Below are 25,518 nucleotides of genomic sequence, written 5' to 3'. Positions count from 1 at the left end.
CTGGCTATCATGGCTGCCCAGCAACAGAGAGGCAGTGCACGTGTCGGTAGCGTTGGTATGGTTCCGTCGGGACCTGCGGTTGCAGGACAATCCGGCGCTGCAGGCGGCGCTGGACGCGGGCCACGATGTGGTGCCGGTCTATATCCACGCCCCGCACGAAGAGGGCGACTGGGCGCCGGGCGCCGCGTCGAACGCGTGGCGCCACCGCTCGCTGGCGGCGCTGGATGCCGACCTGCGTGCACGCGGCTCCTCGCTGGTGCTGCGTGCCGGCGACAGCCTGCCGACCCTGCAGGCGCAGATTGATCAGACCGGCGCCGAGGCGGTGTACTGGAACCGCAAGTACGAACCGGCGACGCAACCGCGCGATGCCGCCGTCAAACGCACGCTGCGCGAGCAGGGCATCGATGCGCAGAGCTGCAACGGCAGCCTGTTGTTCGAGCCCTGGGACATCGCTACCCAGCAAGGGCAGCCCTACAAGGTATTCACTCCGTACTGGCGCAACGTACTCAGTCATTGGCGATTGCCGGCCCTGCAGGAGGCGCCGCGCACGTTGGCCGCACACACGGTTGAAGGCCTGGCGCTGGACGCGTTGCAGCTGGCGCCGCCATTGCAGTGGGATTCCGGTTTCTGGGAGCACTGGCCGCCGGGTGAGGCAGGCGCGCTCGAGGCGCTGTCCGTGTTCGAGGATGGTGCGCTGCGCGGCTATCGTGAGCAGCGCGATCTGCCGGACCGGGTCGGTACTTCGCGGCTGTCGCCGCACCTGCATTTCGGCGAAATCGCCCCGTGGCGCATCGCACACGCGCTGGAGGGCCTGCGCAGCGCTGGCACCGATGCGGACATCGACGGCTACCTGCGCCAGCTCGGCTGGCGTGATTTCGGCTACCACCTGCTGCACCACTTCCCGAAGACGCCCACGGACAATCTCAACCCGCGTTTCGACCGTTTCCCCTGGGCCAACCCCAGTGCCGCCCAGCTGCACGACTGGCAGCGCGGCAACACCGGTGTGCCCATCGTCGATGCTGGCCTGCGCGAGCTCTGGCAGACCGGCTACATGCACAACCGGGTGCGGATGATCGTCGCCAGCTACCTGTGCAAGCACCTGCGTGCGCATTGGCTGCACGGCGCGCACTGGTTCTGGGACACGCTGGTGGATGCGGACCTGGCCAACAACACGATGGGGTGGCAGTGGGTGGCCGGCACCGGCGCCGATGCGGCTCCCTATTTCCGGGTGTTCAATCCAGTCACCCAGGCCGAGAAGTTCGATCCACAGGCGCGCTACATCAGCCGCTGGGTGCCGGAGCTGGCGGAGCTGCCGGTAAAGGCGCGGTTCGCTCCCTGGCAGCACCCGCAGCTGTTGGCCGAACGCGCGCCCGGGTATCCGCGCACGCCGCTGGTGGACCTGGCGGCAGGTCGGGACGCGGCACTCGCTGCTTACCGCCAGTCGGCGGCGGGGTAAAGCGCTGGCTGAGCGGTCCAGACAGCTAGCTGAACACGTCCCTGTCGGCCGATGCGATCATCATGCCGACATCGCGTCCGGCTGTTTATCCTCGTTGCCGCCCGCAAGCCGCCGGCCCGACCGGAAACCAAGGAGAACACCATGATCCGCAACACCACCCGCAACGTCGCACTGGCCCTGATGAGTGCGGCCGTCCTGTCGGCCTGCGCCACCGGCGGCTCCTATGTGCAGAGTGATCCGTACGGCAACCCGACCGAGCAGCAGAACCGCACCGGCCGCAACGCCCTGATCGGTACCGCCATCGGTGTGGCCGCAGGCCTGCTGACCGGCGACAGCGCGACCGAGCGTCGCCAGCATGCGCTGATCGGCGCGGGTATTGGTGCACTCAGCGGCGCCGCCGTGGGTCAGTACCAGGATCGCCAGGAGCGCGCGCTGCGCGAGCGCACCGCCAACACCGGCATCGACGTTGAGCGCCAGGGCGACAACATCATGCTGAACCTGCCGGACGGCATCACCTTCGACTTCGGCAAGTCGGCACTGAAGCCGCAGTTCTACGGTTCGCTCAATGGCGTTGCTGGCACCCTGCGCGATTACAACCAGACCATGATCGAAGTGGTCGGTCACACCGACAGCATCGGCAGCGACGCGGTCAACAACCGCCTGTCCAAGGAGCGCGCTGATTCGGTGGCGCAGTACCTGATCGGCCAGGGCGTGCAGAGCGTGCGCATCGAGACCCTGGGCGCTGGCAAGTCCTATCCGATTGCCGACAACAGCACCGATGCCGGCCGTGCCAAGAACCGCCGCGTCGAGATTCGTGTGATTCCCCTCAAACAATAATGCCTGGCGTTGTTGCTTGAGCCGGTCAGGCCATCGGCCGGAACGAAAATGCCGCCCTCGCAGGCGGCATTTTTGTGGGTGCCGGGCTCGCCCGGCACGCCGATAGCGCGTGTGGAGAGCCGTGCCGACCAAGGTCGGCTACTACCAGGAGATTGCGGGCGGTATTGTTGGGGATTACGCCGCCGACGCAGCCACCTTCTCCAGAATCCGCTTGCCGCTGCTCGCCAGCGCTGCCTCTTCCTGTTCCTGCTGCTGCCGCGCCAGCTTCGCACCGGGGCACTGCGCCAGCATGTAGTTGGCGTCGAAGTTGAGCTTCTCCACCAGGAAATCGACGAACGCGCGCACCTTCGGCGAGACCAGGCGGCCACCGGCGAACACCGCATTGAAATCCACTTCCGGCCCGGTCCAGCCGGCCAGCACGCGGCGCACCATGCCCGACTCGACGAACGGCTTGGCCATCACGTCGCCGGTCAGCAGCAGGCCTTCGCCACACACCAGTGCGCCATTCAACGCAGACATGTCGTTGGCCGTCATCAGCGGCGTTACCGGGAAGTCGCGCAGTTCGCCACCGTTCTCGCCCAGCTGCCAGGTAAAGCGTGGCGAATTGCCCGTGTGGTACGGCTTGCGCATGGCCAGGATGCGGTGGAACTGCAGCTCTTCCGGATGCAGCGGCTCGCCGTAGCGCTCGATGTAGGCCGGGCTGGCGAACACCTGCGTGCGCAGGCTGCCAAGCTTGCGCGCCACCAGGTTGGAATCGGGCAGGGCACCCACGCGCAGGGCGAGATCGGCCTCGCCGGCGATCAGGTCCAGCTTCTCGTTGCCCATGTGCATGTCCAGGCGGATCTCCGGGTACTGCGCATGGAACTGGCCCAGCAGCGGCGCGATCCAGGTGATGCCGATCGAATAGGGCACGGTGAAGCGCAACCAGCCGCGTGGGCCGGACTGCAGCTGGCTGACCGCGCTTTCGGCTTCTTCAAGCTCGCGCGCGATGCGCTGGCAATGCTCGTGATAGATCGAGCCGGCCTCGGTGAGGCCGAGGCGGCGCGTGGTCCGGTGCAGCAGGCGCGCACCGAGGCGCGTTTCCAGTTCCTGCACCTTGCGGCTGACCGTGGTCTTGGGCAGGCCGAGCGATTTGGCAGCCGCGATGAAGCTGCCTTGCTCGACCACTTTGACGAAGATCAGCGTCTCGTTGAGATCGTGGGACATGGTCAGGAATCCTGGACGTCGGGGATGGGGCAATCGTGACAGAACGATTGGACCGGGGACGGGATGATTATTCCCCTTAATCAGGACTAATCAAGTAGGGGTTTGAGGTCTATCGTGGCGCCATTCGCTAATTGGAGCCCGTCCGCCATGAGCCTGCGCAACATTCTTGCCCGCTTCCGGATCGCCGGCCAGAACGCCCTGGACCTGGCGATGACCGTCGAATCCCGCCCTAGTTCCTTGGTACACAAGGACTTTCGTGAGTTTACCGCACCCATGCGTCAGCAGCGTGGCGGTGCCTTGCGCCTTGCTTCGCAGAAGGGTGACCGACTGCGTCGAATCGGGACTATCCCGGATTTGGGAGGAAATGTCCCGTGAATGGGATTCTGACCCCCGAAGTCCTGGTTCTCGGCGGCACCGGTGCCGTCGGCCAGGGTGTGGTCGGCGCCCTGCTGGAGGCCGGCAGCCCCGTGCTGGTGGTCGGTCGCGATCCGCGCCGCCTGGCTGCATTGCACGAGCAGTTCGCCGATGAGCCGGGCCTGCAGACGATGCTGGGTTCGCTGAGCGATGACAGCTCTGCGCGTGTGGTGGCCGAACGCGTGGCGCAGCGTCCGCGTCCGCTTGCGGCAGTGATCGCGGCAATGGGGGGGCCGTACAACCGCGGTCGTGTGGTCGAGCGCGGCGGTGACGCACTGGCGGCGGCATTGCAGGCTGACCTGATGCCGCATGTGCACGCGGTGCGGCATCTGTTGCCGCTGCTGCAGGACAACGTGCACGCCCGTCGCTACGTGATGATCGGCAGCCCGGCCGGGCTGAAGCCCTGGGCCGGTTATGGCGAGACCTCGATCACCACGGCCGCGCTGCGCATGTATGCGCAGGTGGTGCACCAGGAAGCGCAGGCCGTGGGCGTTCGCGCGCAGATGCTGGAAGTGTGCAGCCCGGTATGCACCCCGGCCAACGCCGCCAACGCCTGCATCGAATGGCCCAGTTCGCTGCTGGTCGGTCGCCGCGTGGTGTCCCTGCTCGATGGTTGCCGCGACAACCGCGCGATCGTCCGTTGCGACAGCAGTGATGCCGAACTGCCGCGCGGGCTGCTGCACCTGGAAATACCGCCGCTGTGGCGCGACACCGCAGGCGTTGCTTGACCTCAGCCTTGGTTGAGGTCGCAGGATACGCCGCCAAAAGTTGATAGCAATTCTCAAATAGCTGTACCACCCCTCCGTACGGATGCATGCCATGACTTCCCCCAACACCACTCCACATCGTTTCCGTCATCGCCTGGCGATGGCTGGCGTGTCGATCCTCGCTGCCGCCGTTCTGGCTGCCTGCAGCGGTGGCCATGCCGAAGAAGCTGGCGCACCGCCCCCGCCGCAGGTCTCAGCTGCCCCCGTACTGCTCAAGCAGGTCAGCCAGTGGGACGAATTCAGCGGTCGTGTCGAGGCCGTGCAGAGCGTCGAGCTGCGCCCGCGCGTGTCCGGCTACATCGACAAGGTCAACTACGTTGAAGGCGAAGAAGTGAAGAAGGGCGCCGTCCTGTTCACCATCGATGCCCGCAGCTACCAGGCCGAGTACGATCGCGCCAACGCCGAACTGGCCCGTGCGCGCACCCAGGCGGTGCTTGCCCGCAGTGAGTCCGAGCGTGCCAAGCGCCTGGCCGAGCAGCAGGCGATCTCCACCGAGACGGCTGAACAGCGTCGCGCAGCCGCCGACCAGTCCGGTGCGGCAGTGCAGGCTGCGCAGGCCGCGCTGGATGCAGCCCGCCTCAACCTTGAGTTCACCAAGGTGCGTGCGCCGATCGACGGCCGTGCCGGTCGCGCGATGGTCACCGCCGGCAACCTGGTCACCGCCGGCGACAGTGCCAGCGTGCTGACCACGCTGGTCTCGCTGGATACGGTGTTCGTCTATTTCGATGCCGATGAAAGCACCTTCCTGCGGTACGCGCAGATGGCACGCAAGGGCGAGCGCCCGAGCGAGCGCGACAGCGAGCTGCCGGTGAAGGTCGGTCTGTCCGGTGAAGATGGCTACCCGCACACGGGCAAGGTCGACTTCCTCGACAACCAGGTGACCCGCAGCACCGGCACCATCCGCGTGCGCGCGCTGCTGGACAACGCCGATCGCCAGTTCACCCCGGGCCTGTTCGCCCGCGTGCAGCTGCTCGGCAGCGGCCAGTTCCAGGCCATGCTGATCGACGACAAGGCCGTGCTGACCGACCAGGACCGCAAGTACGTCTACGTGGTCGACAAGGATGGCAAGGCCCAGCGCCGCGACATCCAGCTTGGCCGCACCGCCGAAGGCCTGCGCATTGTCGAGAAGGGTCTGGCCGCCGGTGACAAGGTGATCATCGATGGCGTGCAGAAGGTCTTCATGCCCGGTATGCCGGTGCAGGCGAAGGCGGTGGCGATGCAGCCCACCGCTGCGCCGGCGCCGGGTCGCGATGCAACTGCCGCACTGAACCACTGATCCGCGTCCCCGCTTAGCTGCCGGTGCCAGCGGCAGCCGTCACTGCCTTCGCCAGATTGGCGAGGGGCAGGGCGGCTGTTGCCCGCCGATGGCCTTTTCCAGGAATTCTTCCATGGACTTTTCCCGTTTCTTCATCGACAGGCCGATCTTCGCGGCGGTGCTGTCGATCGTGATCTTCGCCGCCGGCCTGATCTCGATTCCGATGCTGCCCATCGGTGAGTACCCCGAAGTGGTGCCGCCGTCGGTAGTGGTACGCACCGTCTATCCGGGCGCCAACCCCAAGGTGATCGCCGAAACCGTGGCCACCCCGCTGGAGGAGGCCATCAACGGCGTTGAGGGCATGATCTACCTCAAGTCGGTGGCCGGCTCTGACGGCGTGCTGCAGATGACCATCACCTTCCGCCCGGGCACCGACCCGGACGAAGCGGCGGTGAAGGTGCAGAACCGTGTCGCCCAGGCCCAGGCGCGACTGCCCGAGGACGTACGCCGGCAAGGCGTGACCACCCAGAAGCAGTCGCCCACCTTCCTGATGGTGGTGCACCTGACCTCGCCCAACGGCAAGTACGACACCCTGTACCTGCGCAACTACGCCCGCCTGCACGTCAAGGACGCGCTGGCACGTATCCAGGGTGTGGGCGACGCGCAGATATTCGGTGGTGGTGACTACGCCATGCGCGCCTGGCTGGACCCGGACAAGGTTGCCTCGCGCGGCCTGACCGCCAGCGATGTGGTGCGCGCCATGCGCGAGCAGAACGTGCAGGTTTCGGCCGGCCAGCTCGGCGCCGAGCCGATGCCCAACAGCCAGTTCCTGACCCTGATCAACGCCCAGGGCCGCCTGCGCAGCGAGCAGGAGTTCGGCGACATCGTGCTCAAGAGCGGCACCGACGGTGAAGTGGTGCGGTTGTCGGACGTGGCCCGGGTCGAACTGGGTGCCGGTGACTACACGCTGCGCTCGCAGCTGGACGGCAAGAACGCGGTGGGTATCGGTATCTTCCAGGCCCCCGGCGCCAACGCGCTGGAGATCCGCGACGCGGTGATGGCCAGCATGGACGAGATGCAGAAGACCATGCCGGCCGACGTGAAGTACGAGGCGGTGTATGACACCACCATCTTCGTGCGCGACTCGATCAAGGCGGTGGTCTCCACCCTGCTGGAAGCCATCGCGCTGGTGGTGCTGGTGGTGATCCTGTTCCTGCAGACCTGGCGTGCCTCGATCATCCCGCTCATTGCGGTGCCGGTGTCGATCGTCGGCACGTTCGGCGCGCTGTACCTGCTGGGCTTCTCGATCAACACGCTGAGCCTGTTCGGCCTGGTGCTGGCGATCGGCATCGTGGTCGATGACGCGATCGTGGTGGTGGAAAACGTTGAACGCAACATCGAAGAAGGCCTGACCCCGCTGGCCGCTGCGCATCAGGCGATGCGCGAAGTGTCCGGGCCGATCATCGCCATCGCGCTGGTGCTGTGTGCTGTGTTCGTGCCGATGGCGTTCCTGTCGGGCGTCACCGGTCAGTTCTACAAGCAGTTCGCGGTCACCATCGCCATTTCCACGGTGATCTCGGCGATCAACTCGCTGACCCTGTCGCCGGCCCTGGCCGCCCGCCTGCTGAAGCCGCATGGCGCGCCGAAGGATGCCCCGACCCGCATCATCGACCGTCTGTTCGGCTGGGTGTTCCGTCCGTTCAACCGCTTCTTCAAGTCCAGCTCGGAAAAGTACGAGCGCGGCGTGTCGAAGATCCTCGGCCGTCGTGGTGCGGTGTTCGTGGTGTACGCGGTGCTGCTGGTGGGTACCGGCTTCATCTTCAAGCTGGTGCCGCCGGGCTTCATTCCGACCCAGGACAAGCTGTACCTGATCGCGGGTGTGAAGCTGCCGGAAGGGTCGTCGATCGCGCGTACCGATGAAATGCTGCGCAAGGTCGCCAAGATCGCCCAGGAAACCGACGGTGTGGCGCACACCATCTCGTTCCCGGGCCTGAATGCCCTGCAGTTCACCAACACGCCCAACACCGGTGTCGCGTTCATTCCGCTCAAGCCGTTCAGCGAGCGCCATGGCCGCACCGCCGCGCAGATCAATGCGGAGATCAACCAGAAGATCGCCGGCCTGCAGGAAGGGTTTGCCTTCGCCATGATGCCGCCGCCGATCCTTGGCCTCGGTAACGGCAACGGCTACCAGATGTTCATCCAGGACCGTGGCAACCTCGGCTATGGCGCGTTGCAGAACGCGGTGCAGTCGATGCAGGGTGCGGTTGCACAGACCCCGGGCATGGCCTTCCCGATCACCAGCTACCAGGCCAACGTGCCGCAGCTGGATGCCGAGGTGGACCGTGTCAAGGCCAAGGCCCAGGGCGTACAGCTGACCGAGTTGTTCGACACGCTGCAGACCTACCTGGGTTCGGCCTACGTCAACGACTTCAACCAGTTCGGGCGTACCTGGCAGGTGATCGCACAGGCCGATGGCCAGTTCCGTGACAGCGTCGAGGACATCGGCAAGCTGCGCACCCGCAACGATCGTGGCGAGATGGTGCCGATCGGCTCGATGGTTACCGTCAAGGAAACCTACGGTCCGGACCCGGTGCTGCGCTTCAACGGCTACCCGGCCGCTGACCTGGCCGGTGAAGCCGACCCGCGTGTGCTGTCCTCGGCCGAAGCGATGAACAACCTCACCGCCATCGCCGCCAAGGTGCTGCCGGTCGGCATGGCGACCGAATGGACCGACCTGAGCTACCAGCAGGCGACCCAGGGCAAGGCTGCCTTCATCGTGTTCCCGGTGGCGATCATGCTGGCGTTCCTGGTGCTGGCCGCGCTGTACGAAAGCTGGTCGCTGCCGCTGGCGGTGATCCTGATCGTGCCGATGACCCTGCTGTCCGCGCTGTTCGGTGTGTGGATGACCGGCGGCGACAACAACGTGTTCGTGCAGGTCGGCCTGGTGGTGCTGATGGGCCTGGCGTGCAAGAACGCGATCCTGATCGTCGAGTTCGCCAGAGAGCTGGAGATGGGCGGCAAGGGCATCGTCGAAGCGGCACTGGAAGCCTGCCGCCTGCGTCTGCGCCCGATCGTGATGACCTCCATCGCCTTCATCGCCGGCACCGTGCCGCTGGTGCTGTCGCATGGTGCTGGCGCCGAAGTGCGCTCGGTGACCGGTATCACCGTGTTCGCCGGCATGCTGGGCGTGACCCTGTTCGGCCTGTTCCTGACCCCGGTGTTCTACGTGGCACTGCGCAAGTTCGTCACCCGCAATGGTGGTGGCCAGCTGGTGCAGCACGGCGAGCCGACCATCCACCACTGACATGGAAAACAGCGGCGCCGGCAACCACCGGCGCCCGCTTCCCCCTACCAAGGCAATGAATCCATGAACACCCATCAGAACAAGATCGCGCTGGTCACCGGCGCAACCCGCGGCATCGGCCTGGAAACCGTGCGTCAGCTGGCGCAGGCCGGCGTGCATACGCTGCTGGCCGGGCGCAAGCGCGAGACCGCCGTCGAACTGGCGCTGAAGCTGCAGGCCGAGGGCCTGCCGGTGGAGGCACTGCAGCTGGACGTCAACGATGGCGCCAGCATCGCCGAGGCGGTCGAGCAGGTGCGTCAGCGCCATGGCCGTCTGGACATCCTGGTCAACAACGCCGGCATCATGATCGAGAACCCGGCACAGCTGCCGTCGGAACAATCGCTGGACACCTGGCGTCGCACCTTCGACACCAACGTGTACGCGCTGGTGGCAGTGACCCAGGCCTTCCTGCCGCTGATCAAGCAGGCGAAGTCCGGCCGCATCGTCAACGTCTCCAGCATGCTCGGCTCGCAGACGCTGCATGCCGATCCGACCTCGGGCATCTACGACTTCAAGATCCCGGCGTACAACGCGTCCAAGGCCGCAGTGAACAGCTGGACCCTGGCCCTGGCCCATGAGCTTCGCAGCACGCCGATCAAGGTCAACACCGTGCACCCCGGCTACGTGAAAACCGATATGAACGGTGGCAACGGCGAGATCGAAATCGCCGAGGGCGCACGCTCCAGCGTGCAGATGTCGCTGATCGGCGAATCCGGCGCCAGCGGCAGCTTCACCTACCTGGGCGAGGTGCTGCCATGGTGATCCGCACCCTGGCGATGGCCGTCTCCAGCCTGGTGCTGGCGGGCTGTGTCAGCGTCGGCCCCAATTACAAAGCACCGGTGCAGGAGCCCGTCGTCCTGCAGGGCGCGCAGCAGCCGGTGTTCAGCACCACCTCGCCGGTGGCCAGCTGGTGGGCGCAGTTCGATGATCCGGTGCTTGAAGAGCTGGTGCACGGCGCGTTGTCGGACAACCTGGACCTGCGCGTGGCTGTCGCCCGTGTCAGCCAGGCCCGTGCAGTGTTCGTCGAGAGCCGCTTCGACCAGGCGCCACACGTTACCGCTGGCGGCAGCTACGATCGCCGCAAGCAACCCGATCCGCAGCTGGGTGGGCAGCGGGTGTTCAGTGAAAGCTACCAGCTCGGCTTCGATGCGGGCTGGGAGCTGGATCTGTTCGGCCGCAAGCGCCGTGCTGCAGAGGCCGCGCGTGCCGACCTGGACGCCGAGCAGGCCAACCTCGCCGATGCGCAGGTGCTGATCGCTGCCGAAGTGGCACGCAACTACTTCGAGTTGCGTGGGACCCAGAAGCGCATCGCAGTGGCCCAGCGCACCCTGGTCAACCTGCGCGATACGCAGCGGCTGACCGAGGCACGCTGGGAGCTGGGTGCCGGCAGCGAGCTGGACGTGCAGAGCAGCCGCGCACGGTTGAAGGCCATCGAGGCCGACATCCCGCTGCTGGAAGTGGCCGAGACGCAGTCGCGCAACCGGCTCGCCGTCCTGCTTGGGCAGCGCCCGGAAGTGCTGACCGCCATGCTTGCGCCGCACGAAGTGCCGGCGTTTGCCAAGGCATTGCCGCTGGGTGATACCCGCGAACTGCTGCGTCAGCGTGCCGACGTGCGGGTCGCCGAACGTCGCCTGGCTGCCGCCACCGCGCGTGTCGGTGTTGCCACCGCCGATCTGTTCCCACGGCTGTCGCTGTCCGGTTTCGTCGGCTTCCTCGGTGGCGATGCCAGTGGCCTGGTCAACGGCAACAACAAGGCCTGGTCGCTGACTCCGTCGCTGAGCTGGGCGGCATTCGACTTCGGTACGGTCAAGGCACGCCTGCGTGCCAGCAAGGCCGAGGCCGAGGGCGTAGCCGCGCAGTACGAACAGGCCGTGCTGCTGGCGCTGGAAGACACCGAAAACGCGTTGACCCGCTATTCCAAGCAGCAGGCGCGGCTGGCCATTGTGGTCGAGCAGGCGCAGGCGGCGCGACGTGCCGAATCGCTGGCGCAGATCCGCTACCGCGAGGGCTCGGAAGACTTCCTGACCCTGCTTGACGCGCAGCGCACGCAACTGGTGGCCGACGATGCACTGGCGGCCGCCGAATCGGAGGTCAACGTCAGCGTGGTGGGCGTGTACAAGGCACTCGGTGGCTGGGGCCAGTCACCACAGGCGCCGAGCGTGGCCCAGGCGCGCTGATCGGCAGGGGACGGGAGCATCTGCTTCCGTCCCCTTTTTTCGCTATGGCCAGAGGTTGGCCGGGGCATCGTGATCGCGCATGCGTACGATGCAGAAACGATGGCCGGTGGGCGCTTCCATCACCCACCAGCGTTTGACGAAACCGACCCGGCGCGCACCGAGTTTTTCCAGCCGTTCGGCTTCGGCGTCGATGTCGTCGCTTTCGATATCCAGATGCACCCGCGACGGGTGATCGACCCGCTGCACCTCTACGTTCAAGCCTGCCGGCGCACCTGTCAGGTCGGCGTACTCTGCGTCGCCTTCGCCACGGGCGGGCTCAGCCTGCAGGCCCAGCGCTGCGGCCCAGAAGCGGGCGCTGTCTGCGGCAGGCGTGTCCTGGCAATCGATGATGAATCCGGCCAGTCGGCTGCGATGGGTCATGTGCCGTCTCCGCTCACTGAGGGTGCCGGCAGGGTAGCGCGTGCGCCGCCGCGCGCGTTGTCGCGGTCATGACGTTTCTGACTCTGCCGGAACTGCGGCCCACCGTGTAACTAGTGGGGAAACCAAGGGAGGACGGGACATGAGCGAACAGAAGCAATCGACCCAACGGACGCTGCTGGGCGATCCCGGCCTGCCTGGGGCCGGCCTGTCGGTGGCCGTGGTGATGCTGCTGGTACTGGCGGCAATGGCTGCGGTGATCGGCTTCCTGCGCCTGCCCGATTCAATGCTGGGTATTGGCCTTGTCGGCATTGCGGTGTTCCTCGCCGTCGGCGCACGCATCTGCCAGGCGCGCGACCAGCACCAGGCGCTGTACCGCCTGCTGGGCAAGCGACCCCCGCCGTAGCGAGGGTCGCTGCAGTGCTCAGTGCTTCGGCCAGTCCAGTTCAACGACCAGCGGGAAGTGGTCGGAGGGCAGCACGCCGTCGATGCGGCGGTCGTCAGTCAGGAAGCTGCGTGCGTGGAAGCCGCGTACCAGCACCCAGTCCAGCTGCGAAGTCGCCGTGCCGGTGAAGTCGTGGAAGGTCAGGCGCGGACCCTGCGGTGTTTTGACCTGGGGCCGGGTGTCCTGAAGCACGCGAGTGAAGGCCTGGTAGGTGCCGCCGCCGGGCTCGCTGTTGAAATCACCGGTCAGCACCACCGGCAGATCGGAAGGCAGCGCGGCCACGCGCGTGGCGATCAGTTCTGCACCCTTGATCCGTCGCGGTTCGTCCTCGTCGCGGTAGGGCAGGTGGGTGTTCATGAAGTAAAAGCGACGGCCATCATCCAGGCGGCGGAACACTGCCCAGGTGACCATGCGCGGGAACAGGTTGCCCCAGCTGATGCTGCCTGCGACCCCGGGTGTATCGGACAGCCAGAAGTTGCCGGATTCTTCCACCGCCAGCACCTTGCTGTCGTAGAACACGCCCATGTGTTCGTCGCCACTTCCACCGCGCCGGCCTTCGCCGAACCAGCGATAGTCGGGCAGGTGCTCGGCCAGGTAGTTGGCCTGCTCCAGCACCAGTTCCTGGGTGCCGATCACCGCCGGGTGCGCCTGCTGGATCACCTTGACCATGGCATCGCGGCGGTCTTGCCAGCGCTTGCCAGGGTCGGTGTCGGCGGGGGTGCGTACGTTGAAGGACATCACCTTCAACGGGGCGGGCGAGGCTGCCCAGGTGACGGCGGGCAGAGCAAGGACCAGCAGTGCGCAGAGCGCGGATCTGCGGAAACGTGACAGCATCGTGGAATCCCTCCATTCCGTGAAAACGATTTCACGGAGGATGCCACGGAAAGAGAGGGTGGAGGTATGCCGGAGCGGGCGATTTCCGTGCGCCCGCCCCGGCGTGACCGTCGGCTGCAGCAACGTTGCCGTTAGGGTTCGTTGCTCAGATCAGGTAGGGATTGCCGTACTCGTCGATCCAGTATTCAGAAACGAAGACGCTGCCCGTTTCATCGACGAAGGTCACCGTGCAGTGCTGGTGGATGCGGTAGCGCTCCACTTCCACCGGTACGCATTCGGTGGTGCTGCCGGGTGGCGATGGCACACCGGCGACGGCACTTCCGGCCGATGCCATGCTGCCAATCGCCAACATCAATGCGGCCATCGAGGCCAGTTGCAGTTTCATCAGCATCATCCTTGCTTCTGCAATCGCGCACATGCGCCTGGCCTGTTTAGCATGCGACCGCAGCAGCCGGAAGTGTCGCGCCTCGTTCAGTCGCCGATCTCACCGCGCCGGCTGGCCGCGCGCACTGCCTGCGCCGTGGTCGCCACGCCCAGCCGCTGGCGTGCCCTGCGCAGGTGGTTTTCCACCGTGCGTGTGGACAGCCCCAGGGTGGCAGCAATATCGGCCTGGCGACGACCGGCCGCAACCCAGCGCAGGACCTCACGCTCGCGCGCGCTGAGTGTGCCGGCAGGCACAACCGCCGGGGCGACAGAGAGCCGATGCGCCGCACGGAAGGCGGCGGTGCCGATCAGCTCCAGCAGCAACCGTGCCGATGGAGATGCGTCGATCGTGCGCCCGCCCCAGCTGACCGCCCCTTCCAGGCCGGTTGCACCGAACACCGGCACCTGCAGGCCGTGCAGTCCTTCGCCCCGCGGTTGCCGCACGACCCGGTAGCGCTCGCCGCGCACGCCTTGCTGCTTGCTCCAGAAGAAGGGCGCATCGCTGTCCAGCACATGGCGATTGACCGGGCACGCATGCAGGTAGTGCGCCACGTCAGTGCTGGCACCCTCACCGAACCAGTCGCCATCGATCCAGTACAGGCGCTGCGCGCCGCGTTCCAGATCGGTGCCGGTGGCGAACATCAACGTGCGGTCATAGCCCAGTGGCGCGCCGGTGCTGCGCAGCAACGCGCCGATCGCCGCCAACGAAGGTGCGCGTTCCAGCACCAGCAATGACTGCACGGTGGTGTCCATGCCGGTCAGCGCGTTGCCAACGCATCCAGCAGGGTGCGTGCGGCCAGCTTGCCCAGCGCATTGCCCGCCAGCGGGCTGTCGCCGGTCAACAGCAGGCGGTCCTGCATCACGCTGCCATCGATGCCTTCGTTGACGATCTGCACGCCCTGCTGGGCCAGGCGTTCACCGAAGAACCACGGCAGTTGACCAGGCATGTAGCCGATATCCGGTGTCTGCCGGTCCATCGCATCGGGGAACGCGCAGATCCGATGGCCGCGGAACAATGAGCCGCCATCGGCTTCATCCACGCCGGCCGCCAGCAGCGCGGCAGGGCCGTGGCAGAGGGTGATGATGTGGCGCTGATTGTCCATCGCCCACTGCAGGGTGGCCTTCACTGCGCGACTTTCCGGCAGGCCGATCAACGCACCGTGACCACCGGGAATGAACACTGCGGCATAGTCCGAACCGGCGTCGAGCGCGGCCGCTACGTCGTCCAGACGCAGGGGCTGGCGGAAGCGGGGTTCGTAGCGCTCGTACAGGCTGCCGATCTCGCGGTCCTCGCGTGGGAACGCCCACCATTCAAACTTCACCGGGTTGCCCGACAGCGTGGCCACGTCGATTTCGAAACCGGCCTTGTGCAGGTGGTACATCGGCAGCAGCGTCTCCACCGGATGGTTGCCGGTGGAGAACAGATGGCCGTTGGCGGTCGGCAGATAGCGTTCGTCGGCGGCGATCATCAGCACCTTCCAGCGTCCGTCACGACGTGCATCGGGATAGTCCGCGCCGGACAGATCGGTGGTTGCCGAAGTGAACTGGGACAGTGAGTACGGCGACGGGAAAAACGCATCGCGCTCGGCCGGATCGGGGCTGGGCTGGCGGCTGGGCTCTGACGTGTTCATGTGGACCTCCTGCGGAAGAGAGTGGCCAGCTTAGCCAGAGCGATGCGCAGGAACGATGAGGGTTTTCCCTCAATAGGGCCGCCAGTTGGCAGATGCCAGTCCCATCAGCGTGGGACTGGCGGTGCCGATCCGTCGTTTCACCGGGATACTGGATCGACCGGAGTGCGCAGTCAGTAGGGTGTGTTACATCCGCTGGAATTTTTCAGGCACCGGGATAGTGCGCCGTAACACCAGATCTCGCTTTTGCCTTGCGACAGGCAGATCTGGTAACCGCGGTAGCACTCATCGCAGGGGGTCGGCTCGGCCGCGACAGCGTTCAATCCGAACACCAGCGCCACGGCACCGATAGCAACAGACAGCCTGAACATCCTCTTCATGCGTGTTCTCCGTTGTAGCCCGAATGGGCAGCTGCAACGCTACAGACCCCAGTCCGTTCATTCAATGCGGCGTTGCCGCCATGGGGACGAACTCCACTTCCCGCACCCGAAGATGGGCAAGCGCGGGCCACGGTTGCTGGACTTCGTGCACTACTTCGCCGGCAGCGGATGCGCCTCCATGTCCTCATGCAGGATACGGCGAAGCTCGACGATGGCCGGTGTAACTTCCTGCACGCTGTGACCGGACACGATCACCTTTTCCGAGACGGCATTGGGCAGGTGCGAGCTCCAGTACGGGACCAGTCCATCGTCGGTCTTTTCCAGCGGACCTTCAGCCTGGGTACGGGCGATGATCGAGTGGTAACGCACCTTCGGCGATATCGGCAGATCGGCCACGGCCTTGACGAAGGCATCGTCCTTGTCCAGGTTCTGGATGCTGTTCATCTGGTAGCCGTGCTTGTCATCGTTGCGCTCGACCTTGCCGTCGTTTGCCAACGTTGCGACATCCTCCAGCACGGTCAGCGGCAGGCGCACGAAGCGGCCCAGCCAGCGTCCCAGCCGCGTGCCGGCGACATCGGTGCCGCGATGCGGGGTAGCGATGAACACCACCCGTGAAACTTCCGGTTCCGGCTGGAATGTCAGCACCGGCGCGCCCTTCGTGCGCAGCAGTTCGCGCTGCGCCGGGGTCATCTGCGCGGTCGCCAACAGGGTGTCGACCAGATGATCACCAGAGGAGGACACCATCAACCGCGAAATCACCCCACCCATGCTGTGCGCGACCACCACCATGTCGTGCGATGCGAGCGCCTGGCCGCTCGGGTCGTAGTGCTGCAGCGTGGCGTGCAGGATCCGCCGGATCTCATCGTGGCTGAGTGCGATCGGCATGTTGGTCGGGTAATAGAACTGCCAGATCTGGAAATCACCGCGGATCTCATCGTCGCGCATCAGCTCGTTGGCCACGTTGACCCACGCTTCCGGGCTGCTGGCCAGGCCATGGATCATCAGCAACACGCGGCGGTTCGGATCGTACGGCTGCATCATGAACAGATGCGGCTTTTCGATGCCACCCTTGCCACCGAACAACGAACGCAGCGATTGCCGGCTGAAGTTGGAGCGGGCCAGCCACAGCGCATAGCCCGCGGTGAAGTTCGCCGCCAGCGGTACCTGCTCGCCGTGCAGTTCCACCACCGCCACCTGGTAGGGGTCGTGGATCTCCAGTTCCGGTTCGTCGTCGTGCAGCACCTCCCACAGGTTTTTGCCCGAGAAGCGCAGCAGTACGGTCATCGACGGCGACGGCATCTCGCTCCAGTCGCGCTCGGCCGCGGGTGCGGTGCCTGCAGCGGCCGCTGCCAGCCCGGTGCTGGCCGGGTCGGCCATCACTGCCACCAGTTCGGCACCGAAGCCATCGCGGCGATGCACGCTGCGCAGGGTGCCGGTGAAGGACATCGATGCCGCCGGTACCAGTTCGATCGGTTCGCGCGTGTCCGCGGCCGCGCCATCGTCGGCAGGCGCCAGCACGAAGGTCCACCGACCCAACTGGAATCGCCCGTTGTCGTTGCGCACCTGCTTGCTCGAATAGGCCTCGAACAGCAGCACGGCGGATTCCTGCACGGCCAGGTTGTAGTAGTCGCGAACCTGGGTCTGGCGGTCTTCGAAGCCACGCTGGTTGGCGGTGCGTTCGGTGAAGAACAGATACGCATAGGACTGCCGTGCGATCTGCATCCACGCATCCAGGCGCGGTTGCAAGGTCGGGTCGGGCTGGGCAGCCGCGGCCTTGCTGCGCGCCACCGACGCTGACTCGCGCTTCGGCGCCGGCATCGTCATCGCGTACTGCACCCACAGCTCGGCCAGCGACGAGCGCTTGTCCTCCTCGCGGACGACGATGCTGGCCTCCATTTCTTCGATGCACTGCGGGCCCGGCTTGGCGCAGGCGCCTTCGTCCAGGCCTGCCACGCGCAGGGTCTCCATCGTGGCCGCGCTGAGCTTGCCACTGGTGAGGATGTCACCGCGCTTGAGTGCGATGTACTGGCCCGGCGTGACCGTGCCCACCTGCACCGATGGGCCGAACTGGCGCAGCGTCGCGCACCCGCTGAGGGTCAGCAGGGCAATGAGGACGAAGGTGGTGTGGCCGATGAAGCCGATGCCTGTTCTTGCCATGTGGACTCCCTGCGCTGGCGCCACTCTAGCGGCAGGCGTGTCAACGCGGAAGCAGGGCGCAGCTCGGTCATTGCTGGCCGATGTGCGACTCCAGCATCCGCGTGTGACACTGGTTCGGACATCCGATGCCGGGACGGCCGATGCGATTGCTGGAAACCCGTATTCCTCCACCTCTTGTAATGCTGCTGTGCGGTCTGCTCGGTCTCGGCATCAGCCGCTGGCTGCCCGCAACGGAACTGCCCACGCCATGGTGGGCTGCGGTGGCGGTGATGGCCGCGGGTCTAGTGATGAACCTGTTGCCCAAGTTGGCATTCCAGCGTGCGGGTACCACGGTCAATCCGATGCGGCCGGCGTCATCCACGGCTCTGATCACCAGAGGGGTCTATCGCTATACGCGCAACCCCATGTATCTGGGGCAAGCCGCGTTCCTGCTCGGAGGCATGCTGTATCTGCAGAACCTCCTGGCACTCGCAGTGGTGCCGTTGTTTGTCCTGTACATCACGCGCTTTCAGATCCATCCGGAAGAGCGCGTTCTTGGCGAGCGTTTCGGCGCCCAGTACAAAGCGTTCCGGCAGCAGGTCCGGCGCTGGCTGTAGCGCCGGCAGGCGCTTAAGTCGATAGCCGATCCGGTCACGAATGGATCTGGCAGGTCACCGAGGCCGAATAGCCTTCGTAGTCGTCAGCGGCGCCGACATGCAGGGTGTGCCTGGCATCAACCTTCTTGAGGTAGGAGGGCGCTTCGGTCTCGGCCTCCTCGTTGACCGTCGTCACTCCCCAGGATCGGGCCAAACGCTGGTGATCGACACCCTTCAGATACACATGCAGGCTCTTGTAGGGATTGGAAATGCTCACATCCGCGCTGGCCACGGTTCCACCGAACAGCGCCACGGGCTTGTCCTTCGGCTCGAACACGCTACCGGGGTCGCGGCTCAGGCCGGCGGCATGGAATGCCTGGTCCACCTGCGCTTCAGTGAAGTCGGAGCCGGCCTTGCAGGCCAGCAGGGCTTCCAGTGCAGCAGTGCTGGAAGCAGGAGGTGCGGCAACAGCGGCGGTCGATACGGTCACACCCAGCAGCAGGGCGAGTAGCGGCGTGTTCATGGCAGATCCTTCTGGATGTCGTGGACGACGGGAGATATGGCCCTAGTGTGGGGTAGGGCGGGGCTGCCGGCCAAGAGCATGGTGAACTGCAACAATCCCTGCCGTTGTGCTCAAAAACGGACAACAAAAAAGCCAGACCCCAATCGACGGGAGATCTGGCTTTTCGTGCCCCGAAGGGCGGTACAAATGGTGGAGGTGGGCGGAATTGAACCGCCGTCCGAAGGCACTCCATCCCCAGCACTACATGCTTAGCTCACCGTTGAATCTCATCCCCGAGCAGCACGGTGTGCAAAGCGCACCCGGGAACCAGCCTGTTGTGTTCTTGTGCCGGACTGACAGGCAGCCGCCCAGCGCGATTCCATGATAATGACTCTACGCTGCGAGCATGGACACAAGCAGTTTCGAGGCTCCGCCTAAGTCGGCAGAAGGTCACGCACCGCAGTTTTTAGGCTGCGAGGGCGACCGGAGCGTAGTTGTCGTCGTTGGCAACTAGAGTTTTGCAGCTGGATTTACGAGGAAAGCTACCCCCTCGGCATGCGCCAGGCGACTTCACAACCCCCGTCGAAACCAATGCACCCCCGGTTTCTTCAAGTATTGCAAGGCTTTCAGGCCCTTGTTGACCAAGTGTTGACCAAAAGCCCGCCTAACGATCGGAATGATACGGCAATCTTCCTGAACAGTCACGCGCGCGCCGACCTGGCGCCGAGGCCGTTCAGTCGCTGGCAGCGTCCAGCACCAGGCTACTGGGCCTGCCGGACCTTTGAGCCCCTCAGGAGCTGCCCGGCGGCCTATCCGCAGGAGCCGGCCACCTTCAGGCATGACCTCTCGGGTGGCACATGCTGCCTTCGTAAATGCGATTGACAATCAATCGCATTGGGGTTAGAAAATACATGGGCAGGTATGGATTTGCCTCAACTCGAGATCGACTATGCATCTGAAACGGAAAGGCTCCCTCGTAGTTTTTTTAAGCTTAGTTGCGCTGTGGTTCTTCGCAGCGGCAACGGTCGTCCTGGGGAATTTGTTCTGGATTTCCATAGCTATTTCGTTACTTACCACCACGTTAGCCGCTTTCGCCTTCAATGACGTGTCTCGCCCAATCAGGGCCCTCTCGATAGCGGTTTTTGTCGTGGTGCTGCTTGGGGTGGGTTGGCTCCTATTCGGAAACTAAGGAAGGTTTTAAATGCTCAAGAAAGCGATATTCGCTTCAGTTATTTTCTTCGCGTCTACTGGCGCTGCAAGCGCTCAGGCTGTTGCCGCTGCCCAGTGCGAAGGGTGTAGTGATCAGCAGATGCAGGAAGCAGCGAGGGGGGAAATTGACTTCGGACCCGTTTCTGTCTTCAGCCTGTCAACTGGCGACATCAGAAGCTACCTGATCATGCCCAATCTGAAGATGTCGGAAATTGCGACACCTGCGGACCTCGCTGAGTATTACGCTCAGCTGGTTTACCTTTACCAAAGCAACGGGAATTCGCTTGAATTCCGGGTGACGGTCACCCAGCTTTTTGGCGCAGGGCAAATTTCAGCGAGGTCAGCCAGGGTCGCCGCAGCCGCTGCTACCGAGTATCCGCAAAGCGCTTATGAAGCTCTCGCCGATTCTTCGAAGATGAACAGTATCCATGAAATGATGCGTTGGAAATATCCATCGCTCATTGCCGGGGCCAACAGCGTCTATCGAGTATTCAATCCCGTCGCGTGGCTGAACCCGCAGTCTGCGCAGGTCACCGTTCGGTTGGAGTTCCCAGACCAGTCGTCAATGATGATCACGTACAACTACGGCACCAAACTCTGGGAAAAGATGCCGAATACCGCTCGTGACGCGCATAACAATTCAATTCCCGAAGACACGTCTGCATTTGCTGGTGGTGGTGTGAGGGAGTACAACTTTAATGGCGCACCGTCCAGCGATCTTGTAAATTTCCTGTATTGGGCAGACCGGCACGGTATTCATGTGTCCGGTGCTACGCGTAGGGACAGGCTGGCGTGCAGCATCGTCGTCGGCGGCACCACGCGCTGCGTCTCGTTCTGAGTTCTTCGGCTTAATGGAAAGTTGAATAAGTGCCCCGCAGCTTGGACTTGGTTTGCGGGGCACCTCGCTGGGCCTGTTGTTCATCGACCTGTTCTACCTGCCGCCCGCGCAGCGCGGCAACGGCCTGGGGTCGCAGATGCTTGCCGCCGCCGAGGAGGAAGCGCGCAGGCGCGGCTGCCGTTCCGCCGTGCTCTACACCATCAGCTTCCAGGCGCCAGACTTCTACGTGAAGCATGGCTGGACCGTGTTCGGCCAGGTGCCTTGCGATCCGCCGGGCACCAGCCGGGTCTTCCTCAGCAAGGATCTGTCTGTCGCCTGAGCGGCAGGGGCCCAACCGTTACCTCGTCAATCCGCAACATGTTGTAGAGCCTCCGTCATAGCGGATTGCTAACGTCGTTGGCACGAATTTGCGACACACTGGCCACGACCATTCGAGCCAGCACAGAGACGGAGACGGCCGGTGACCGAAGCAATGCAACAGCGCAGCCTGCGTCAGCTGGTTGGCCCGGTAGGGGCCGATTACCAGCGGCGGGCACTGCCGCCCGGCTGGGTCTGGGCGGTGCTGGCGGTGTTGCTGGGTGGAACGTGGGCCACCGAGCTGCCGGCCACGGCTGCAGCTGCGCTGATCGCCAGTGCGGTGGTGGTGCACTGGCCGCGGCGTGGCCGCTTCCACTGGCTGGGCTGGCGCCTGCCGGCCCTGGCGGTACTGGCCGCGCTCCTGTGGGGCCCGGACGTACTTTCGCAGTGGTTCGAACATGGCTTGGCCCTGACCCTGATGTCGCTGGCCAGCCTCAGTATCGGCGTGCACGTGTGGCAGTCGCGGCAGTTGGCGCGGCAGCTGCAGGCGTCCGCCGATGCGCTGGATGATGCCCAGCTGCTGGCCTTGCTGCCCGTTGATGCCGCGCGGCTAGCGCAGCAGTGGCGTGCCGGCGATGATCGCCATGCCCCGGAGCTGTCGGTGGTGATGCACCTGGCGGTGATGCACGCGGCGCTGTCGCCGCGCCTGCGCGGGCAGGGCATGCTGGCGGGCTGATCAGCGTCTTGTAGAGCCGAGCCTGCGCTCGGCTGCTTCTTTGCCGAAGCCGAGCATGGGCTCGGCTCTACACGAAAGCGGGCAGGCGTCCTTATGCGTCGCGGTTGCCGCGACGCATCACCCGCTGCTTCTCGATCGCCCAGTCACGATCCTTGGCGGCATCGCGCTTGTCGTGGGTCTGCTTGCCCTTGGCCAGCGCCACTTCCAGCTTTATCTTGTTCTTGCTCCAGTACATCGCGGTGGGCACGATCGTGTAGCCATCGCGCTCCACCTTGCCGACCAGCTTGTCGATCTCGCTCCGGTGCAGCAGCAGCTTGCGCTCGCGCCGGTCGTTGGCCACCACGTGGGTGGAGGCCTGGATCAGCGGGGTGATCTGCGCACCGATCAGGAAGATCTCGCCATCCTTCACGTAGGCGTAGGCGTCGACGATGTTGCCGCGGCCTGCGCGGATCGACTTCACTTCCCAGCCCTGCAGGGCCAGGCCGGCTTCGAAGCGGTCTTCAATGTGGTACTCGTGACGGGCACGCTTGTTCAACGCGATGGTCTTGTTGGCCGTCGCGCTCTTTGCTTTATCCTTGCCGGTGTTCTTGCTCATTTCCGTATTGTCTCCGATTCGGGCCCGCCCGGTCGATTGCCGAAGCGTCCTGTATTCATGCCTACTATCCGCCGCAGTGCCCTGGTCGAACATTCGGCCGCGCGCATGTTCGATCTGGTCAACGATGTCCAGGCCTATCCGCGCCGTTTCCGCTGGTGCTCCGACGCCCGCATCCTCGAGCAGGGCGAAGACCGGCTGGTCGCTCGCCTTGACCTTGGCCTGGGATCGTTCAGTACCTGGTTCCAGACCGAAAACACCCTGCAACGTCCGCACAGCATCGACATGCAGCTGCGCGAGGGGCCGTTCAAGCAGCTGCACGGCCGCTGGGAGTTCCATGCCCTGGCTGAAGATGCCTGCAAGGTCACCCTCACCCTGGACTTCGAGCCGAGCTCACGCCTGCTGGGTCCGGCGCTGGCGATCGGCTTCCAAGGGTTGGCCGATCGCATGGTCAACGATTTCGTCCGCGTCGCCGACGAGGACTGAAACATGATCGAGGTCGAGGTCGTGCTGGCCTGGCCACAGCAGGTGCTGTCGCGCCGGCTGCAGCTGGAGGAAGGGGCGACCGTGGCTGATGCGGTGGCAGCTGCCGGGCTCGAAGGCAGTGCCGACTGTCCGGCGGCTGCAGTGCATGGCGTACCGGCGCGGCCGCAGCAGCTGCTGCTGGATGGCGATCGTGTCGAGCTGCTGCGTGTCCTGCAGGCCGACCCGAAGGATAACCGCCGGCGACGCGCGCGCGGCGGATGATCCTCAAGACCCGTCCCGAAGGACGGGCAGGGTGGCTCAGCGCCCGCCCTTCTTCTTCTTGTCCTTCGGCAGATTGCGGCCGAACTGGCGCACGGTCTGCTGTGCAAGGGCCTTGTCGTTGGCCGGGAAGTAATCGCCATCCCAACGGGTGACCACGTCATTTTCGAAGTACACGACGAAATTCTTCACGTCGGTACGGCCCAGGCGGTTCACGCGCTCGGTCGAGGTGTAGTCCCAACGCTGGGCGTGGAACGGATCCGGCACCGACGGGGTGCCCAGCAGGGCAGTGACCTGCTGCTTGCTTTGCCCGACCTGCAGTTTGGCAACGGCATCTTCCCGGATCAGGTTGCCCTGGTAGATGGGTTGCTTGTAGATGATGCCGCACCCGGTGGTGGACAAGGCGACGGCGGCGACCAACAGGAGATTGCGCATCGGGACTGGCGGTTGGGGAAATCAATCCGATGATACACTCCCGGCGTGCCACCGCGACCCAATCCGAGGCAGCTGGCGCTAAATCGCCAATGAACGGAGACCTATGGAAACCCACGACCTGCGTAAAGTCGGCCTGAAGGTGACCCATCCGCGGATGCGGATCCTGGCGCTGCTCGAGCAGCGCAATGCCCAGCACCACATGACCGCCGAAGACATCTACCGCCAGCTGCTGGAGCATGGCGACGAGATCGGCCTGGCCACGGTGTACCGGGTGCTGACCCAGTTCGAGGCTGCCGGCCTCGTGCTCAAGCACAATTTCGAAGGCGGCCAGGCCGTCTACGAACTCGACCGCGGCGGCCACCACGACCACATGGTCGACGTGGACAGCGGCAAGATCATCGAGTTCGAAAGCACCGAGATCGAAGAGCTGCAGCGCAAGATCGCCGCAGATCACGGCTACGAGCTGGAAGAGCACTCGCTGGTGCTGTACGTGCGCAAGAAGCGCAAGTAGGCCCCGCAGCCAGCTGATTGCGACGAAACCCCGGGCTTGCCCGGGGTTTTGCTTATGTGGGCTCAGCGCCGCAGTAGATCCACGCCACGCGTGGATGGCCCCATCAGGACCTCCAGATCCACCGCCTCGGCCATCGCCCGGTTCCCCGCATCGCCCGGGTGTAGGTGGTCGCCGGAGTCGTAGGCAGCCGCCATCCGTGAAGGATCGGCCGGATCGCGCAGAGCGGCGTCGAGGTCGATCACCGCATCGAACGGACTATCCGTGCGCAGCCAGGCATTGAGCTGCCGGCGCTGGGCATCCTTGCCAGGGGCGTAGTAGTCGTCCAGCGGGGTGCCGGGCAGGGCACCGGCAAACGGCGTCAGGGTCGCGCCGAGGATACGCAGGCCGCGGGCATGGGCGCGTTCGGCCAGGACGCGGTAGCCGGCCTGCAGCTCGGCCAGGGTCGGCCGCGTCTCGCCGCGGGCGAAGGCCGTACCTGGCCAACTTATGTCGTTGATGCCGATCAGCACGATCACACTGGCGACGCCGGGCTGGTCGAGCACGTCACGCTGGAAGCGCTCCAGCGCCGATTGGCCCATACCATCGCGCAGCAACCTGCCTCCGGAAATGCCGGCATTGACCGCCGCTACGCCCTCCGGCGCCAGCCGCGCGGCGAGGTGATCGGTCCAGCGCTGGTCCTGGTCAAGGCTGGCGGTGGCGCCATCGGTGATCGAATCGCCGATCACCACCACACTGCGCGCGCTGGTCGCCGCCTCCACGTCGATACCCGACAACAGCAGGCGGGCCGTGGTGCTGTTGGCGCCATGCAATGCAGGCAGCCGATGCTGGTCACCCGGCGCAATCCAGCTGGTCTGCCGCCCGTCCCAATGGAAGGTCTGCAGCGGCGTGGGGTCGGGAAGATAGACGCTGACCTGCAAGGCCTGCCGATCAGCCGTGGGAAGGGGGAGCGGATCGCTCAGGCGGTCCTGCCCCGGCGCAATCACGACCCCGGGCTGGCCGTCGAAGCGCAGCGGCTGCGGCGTGTCACCCGTATGTGCAGCCGCGCTGGCAGCGCCGATCCGCAACGGTTGGGTGCCATAGGCATTGCTCAGCCGGACCCGCAGGCGCGCCCCGCCCAGGCTGATGCGAGCGCTCTGCCGGAAGGTCTGGTCCTGCAGTTGGCCAGGGATGAGGGTAGGGAACAGGAAATCAGCGCTCCATACCGGCTGCGGGCTGGCTTGCCAGCTGGCGACCCAGTGCGGCGCGGGTGACGCGGGTGACGCGGCGGCGGCGGCGCCGGACAGGGCAAGCAGGGCGGTGGCGGTCAGTTGGCTCAGACGATTCATCGGAATGACCCGGTG

Annotated in this window: 28 protein-coding genes and 1 other RNA gene; 16 read left to right on the top strand and 13 right to left on the bottom strand. The window is 65.1% G+C overall.

All coding sequences use genetic code 11. The features are described 5' to 3' along the window. The first annotated feature begins 40 nt into the window (after positions 1-40). Both AC27VL_RS16600 and AC27VL_RS16595 read left to right on the top strand, forming a co-directional pair. Positions 41-1,456, top strand: coding sequence for a cryptochrome/photolyase family protein (locus tag AC27VL_RS16600; protein WP_488767437.1), 1,416 nt, complete (start codon positions 41-43; stop codon positions 1,454-1,456). A 141-nt stretch (positions 1,457-1,597) separates the two neighbouring features. Continuing rightward, positions 1,598-2,293: a YiaD family glycine zipper/OmpA-like lipoprotein gene (locus AC27VL_RS16595; protein ID WP_089240401.1), complete on the top strand. Its 696-nt coding sequence runs from the start codon at positions 1,598-1,600 to the stop codon at positions 2,291-2,293. Positions 2,294-2,467: 174 nt separating this feature from the next. Here the strand turns inward: AC27VL_RS16595 and AC27VL_RS16590 are convergent, their stop codons facing one another. Beyond that, positions 2,468-3,499 (bottom strand): LysR family transcriptional regulator, encoded by a 1,032-nt coding sequence (locus tag AC27VL_RS16590; RefSeq protein ID WP_025878839.1) that lies wholly within the window; start codon positions 3,497-3,499, stop codon positions 2,468-2,470. A gap of 147 nt (positions 3,500-3,646) precedes the next feature. On the opposite strand from AC27VL_RS16590, the gene AC27VL_RS16585 reads away from it, so the two are divergent. The 6 genes from AC27VL_RS16585 to AC27VL_RS16560 all read left to right on the top strand — a co-directional run bounded on the left by AC27VL_RS16585 (position 3,647) and on the right by AC27VL_RS16560 (position 11,455). Continuing rightward, on the top strand, positions 3,647-3,874 hold the full coding sequence (locus AC27VL_RS16585; RefSeq protein ID WP_100552199.1) for a hypothetical protein: 228 nt from the start codon (positions 3,647-3,649) through the stop codon (positions 3,872-3,874). Continuing rightward, positions 3,871-4,641: an SDR family NAD(P)-dependent oxidoreductase gene (locus tag AC27VL_RS16580; protein WP_100552200.1), complete on the top strand. Its 771-nt coding sequence runs from the start codon at positions 3,871-3,873 to the stop codon at positions 4,639-4,641. Before AC27VL_RS16585 ends, AC27VL_RS16580 begins: the two co-directional genes overlap by 4 nt. Before the next feature lie 91 nt (positions 4,642-4,732). After that, complete coding sequence (locus AC27VL_RS16575; RefSeq protein WP_488767434.1) at positions 4,733-5,956, top strand: efflux RND transporter periplasmic adaptor subunit; 1,224 nt, start codon at positions 4,733-4,735, stop codon at positions 5,954-5,956. Positions 5,957-6,068: 112 nt separating this feature from the next. Next, positions 6,069-9,239 carry an efflux RND transporter permease subunit gene (locus tag AC27VL_RS16570; protein ID WP_230111406.1) on the top strand — a complete coding sequence of 1,057 codons (3,171 nt, stop codon included), beginning with the start codon at positions 6,069-6,071 and terminating at the stop codon, positions 9,237-9,239. Positions 9,240-9,302: 63 nt separating this feature from the next. Continuing rightward, entirely contained in the window at positions 9,303-10,040 is a 738-nt protein-coding gene (locus AC27VL_RS16565; RefSeq protein WP_089240412.1) for an SDR family oxidoreductase, read from the top strand. Further along, positions 10,034-11,455 carry an efflux transporter outer membrane subunit gene (locus tag AC27VL_RS16560; protein WP_025878845.1) on the top strand — a complete coding sequence of 474 codons (1,422 nt, stop codon included), beginning with the start codon at positions 10,034-10,036 and terminating at the stop codon, positions 11,453-11,455. Before AC27VL_RS16565 ends, AC27VL_RS16560 begins: the two co-directional genes overlap by 7 nt. Before the next feature lie 42 nt (positions 11,456-11,497). Here AC27VL_RS16560 and AC27VL_RS16555 read toward each other — a convergent pair whose 3' ends face one another. Then, positions 11,498-11,875 (bottom strand): VOC family protein, encoded by a 378-nt coding sequence (locus AC27VL_RS16555; protein ID WP_100552202.1) that lies wholly within the window; start codon positions 11,873-11,875, stop codon positions 11,498-11,500. 139 nt (positions 11,876-12,014) lie between these two features. Here AC27VL_RS16555 and AC27VL_RS16550 point away from each other — a divergent pair, with 139 nt between their 5' ends. Further along, complete coding sequence (locus AC27VL_RS16550) at positions 12,015-12,278, top strand: hypothetical protein (RefSeq protein ID WP_100552203.1); 264 nt, start codon at positions 12,015-12,017, stop codon at positions 12,276-12,278. An 18-nt stretch (positions 12,279-12,296) separates the two neighbouring features. Here the strand turns inward: AC27VL_RS16550 and AC27VL_RS16545 are convergent, their stop codons facing one another. From AC27VL_RS16545 to AC27VL_RS16520, 6 genes are all read right to left on the bottom strand, one after another. Beyond that, a complete protein-coding gene (locus AC27VL_RS16545) occupies positions 12,297-13,151 on the bottom strand; it encodes an endonuclease/exonuclease/phosphatase family protein (RefSeq protein ID WP_100552204.1) in 855 nt (284 codons plus the stop codon). Between the two features lie 145 nt (positions 13,152-13,296). After that, on the bottom strand, positions 13,297-13,536 hold the full coding sequence (locus tag AC27VL_RS16540; protein WP_223880184.1) for a hypothetical protein: 240 nt from the start codon (positions 13,534-13,536) through the stop codon (positions 13,297-13,299). An 86-nt stretch (positions 13,537-13,622) separates the two neighbouring features. Then, a complete protein-coding gene (locus AC27VL_RS16535) occupies positions 13,623-14,327 on the bottom strand; it encodes a PA1136 family autoinducer-binding transcriptional regulator (RefSeq protein ID WP_100552206.1) in 705 nt (234 codons plus the stop codon). Between the two features lie 5 nt (positions 14,328-14,332). After that, positions 14,333-15,205, bottom strand: coding sequence for a glyoxalase III HchA (gene hchA / locus AC27VL_RS16530; RefSeq protein WP_488767429.1), 873 nt, complete (start codon positions 15,203-15,205; stop codon positions 14,333-14,335). A 170-nt stretch (positions 15,206-15,375) separates the two neighbouring features. Then, entirely contained in the window at positions 15,376-15,582 is a 207-nt protein-coding gene (locus AC27VL_RS16525; RefSeq protein WP_100552208.1) for a hypothetical protein, read from the bottom strand. A gap of 150 nt (positions 15,583-15,732) precedes the next feature. After that, the gene (locus AC27VL_RS16520) at positions 15,733-17,739 is read right to left on the bottom strand and encodes an esterase/lipase family protein (protein WP_488767427.1); all 2,007 of its coding nucleotides are present in this window, start codon (positions 17,737-17,739) and stop codon (positions 15,733-15,735) included. A 140-nt stretch (positions 17,740-17,879) separates the two neighbouring features. Between AC27VL_RS16520 and AC27VL_RS16515 the strand changes: the two genes are divergently transcribed. Beyond that, a complete protein-coding gene (locus AC27VL_RS16515; RefSeq protein ID WP_100552210.1) occupies positions 17,880-18,335 on the top strand; it encodes a methyltransferase family protein in 456 nt (151 codons plus the stop codon). A gap of 34 nt (positions 18,336-18,369) precedes the next feature. Here the strand turns inward: AC27VL_RS16515 and AC27VL_RS16510 are convergent, their stop codons facing one another. Both AC27VL_RS16510 and ssrA read right to left on the bottom strand, forming a co-directional pair. After that, entirely contained in the window at positions 18,370-18,837 is a 468-nt protein-coding gene (locus tag AC27VL_RS16510; RefSeq protein ID WP_100552211.1) for a hypothetical protein, read from the bottom strand. Between the two features lie 187 nt (positions 18,838-19,024). After that, positions 19,025-19,417, bottom strand: a transfer-messenger RNA (tmRNA) gene (gene ssrA / locus AC27VL_RS16505). A gap of 600 nt (positions 19,418-20,017) precedes the next feature. Between ssrA and AC27VL_RS16500 the strand changes: the two genes are divergently transcribed. From AC27VL_RS16500 to AC27VL_RS16490, 3 genes are all read left to right on the top strand, one after another. Next, complete coding sequence (locus AC27VL_RS16500; RefSeq protein WP_488767424.1) at positions 20,018-20,863, top strand: hypothetical protein; 846 nt, start codon at positions 20,018-20,020, stop codon at positions 20,861-20,863. Between the two features lie 76 nt (positions 20,864-20,939). Beyond that, on the top strand, positions 20,940-21,182 hold the full coding sequence (locus tag AC27VL_RS16495; protein WP_263407391.1) for a GNAT family N-acetyltransferase: 243 nt from the start codon (positions 20,940-20,942) through the stop codon (positions 21,180-21,182). A gap of 141 nt (positions 21,183-21,323) precedes the next feature. Then, positions 21,324-21,896, top strand: a complete 573-nt coding sequence (locus tag AC27VL_RS16490) for a hypothetical protein (RefSeq protein ID WP_488767422.1) — start codon at positions 21,324-21,326, stop codon at positions 21,894-21,896. Positions 21,897-21,987: 91 nt separating this feature from the next. Here the strand turns inward: AC27VL_RS16490 and smpB are convergent, their stop codons facing one another. Next, entirely contained in the window at positions 21,988-22,491 is a 504-nt protein-coding gene (gene smpB / locus AC27VL_RS16485; protein ID WP_025878861.1) for an SsrA-binding protein SmpB, read from the bottom strand. A gap of 57 nt (positions 22,492-22,548) precedes the next feature. Here smpB and AC27VL_RS16480 point away from each other — a divergent pair, with 57 nt between their 5' ends. Together AC27VL_RS16480 and AC27VL_RS16475 are read left to right on the top strand one after the other, a co-directional pair. Beyond that, positions 22,549-22,974 (top strand): type II toxin-antitoxin system RatA family toxin, encoded by a 426-nt coding sequence (locus AC27VL_RS16480; RefSeq protein WP_080149115.1) that lies wholly within the window; start codon positions 22,549-22,551, stop codon positions 22,972-22,974. A gap of 3 nt (positions 22,975-22,977) precedes the next feature. Further along, positions 22,978-23,235 (top strand): RnfH family protein, encoded by a 258-nt coding sequence (locus tag AC27VL_RS16475; RefSeq protein ID WP_488767420.1) that lies wholly within the window; start codon positions 22,978-22,980, stop codon positions 23,233-23,235. Between the two features lie 36 nt (positions 23,236-23,271). Here AC27VL_RS16475 and AC27VL_RS16470 read toward each other — a convergent pair whose 3' ends face one another. Then, positions 23,272-23,667 carry an outer membrane protein assembly factor BamE gene (locus tag AC27VL_RS16470; RefSeq protein WP_025878864.1) on the bottom strand — a complete coding sequence of 132 codons (396 nt, stop codon included), beginning with the start codon at positions 23,665-23,667 and terminating at the stop codon, positions 23,272-23,274. Between the two features lie 103 nt (positions 23,668-23,770). On the opposite strand from AC27VL_RS16470, the gene fur reads away from it, so the two are divergent. After that, complete coding sequence (gene fur / locus AC27VL_RS16465; RefSeq protein ID WP_100552275.1) at positions 23,771-24,178, top strand: ferric iron uptake transcriptional regulator; 408 nt, start codon at positions 23,771-23,773, stop codon at positions 24,176-24,178. A gap of 62 nt (positions 24,179-24,240) precedes the next feature. Here fur and AC27VL_RS16460 read toward each other — a convergent pair whose 3' ends face one another. Then, the gene (locus AC27VL_RS16460; RefSeq protein WP_488767419.1) at positions 24,241-25,503 is read right to left on the bottom strand and encodes an SGNH/GDSL hydrolase family protein; all 1,263 of its coding nucleotides are present in this window, start codon (positions 25,501-25,503) and stop codon (positions 24,241-24,243) included. Between the last annotated feature and the right edge of the window lie 15 nt (positions 25,504-25,518).

The sequence above is a fragment of the Stenotrophomonas sp. 14P6.2.3 genome, assembly GCF_057799055.1.
Note: the sequence above shows the minus strand (reverse complement) of the source record. Positions and strands in the feature narration are given on the sequence as shown.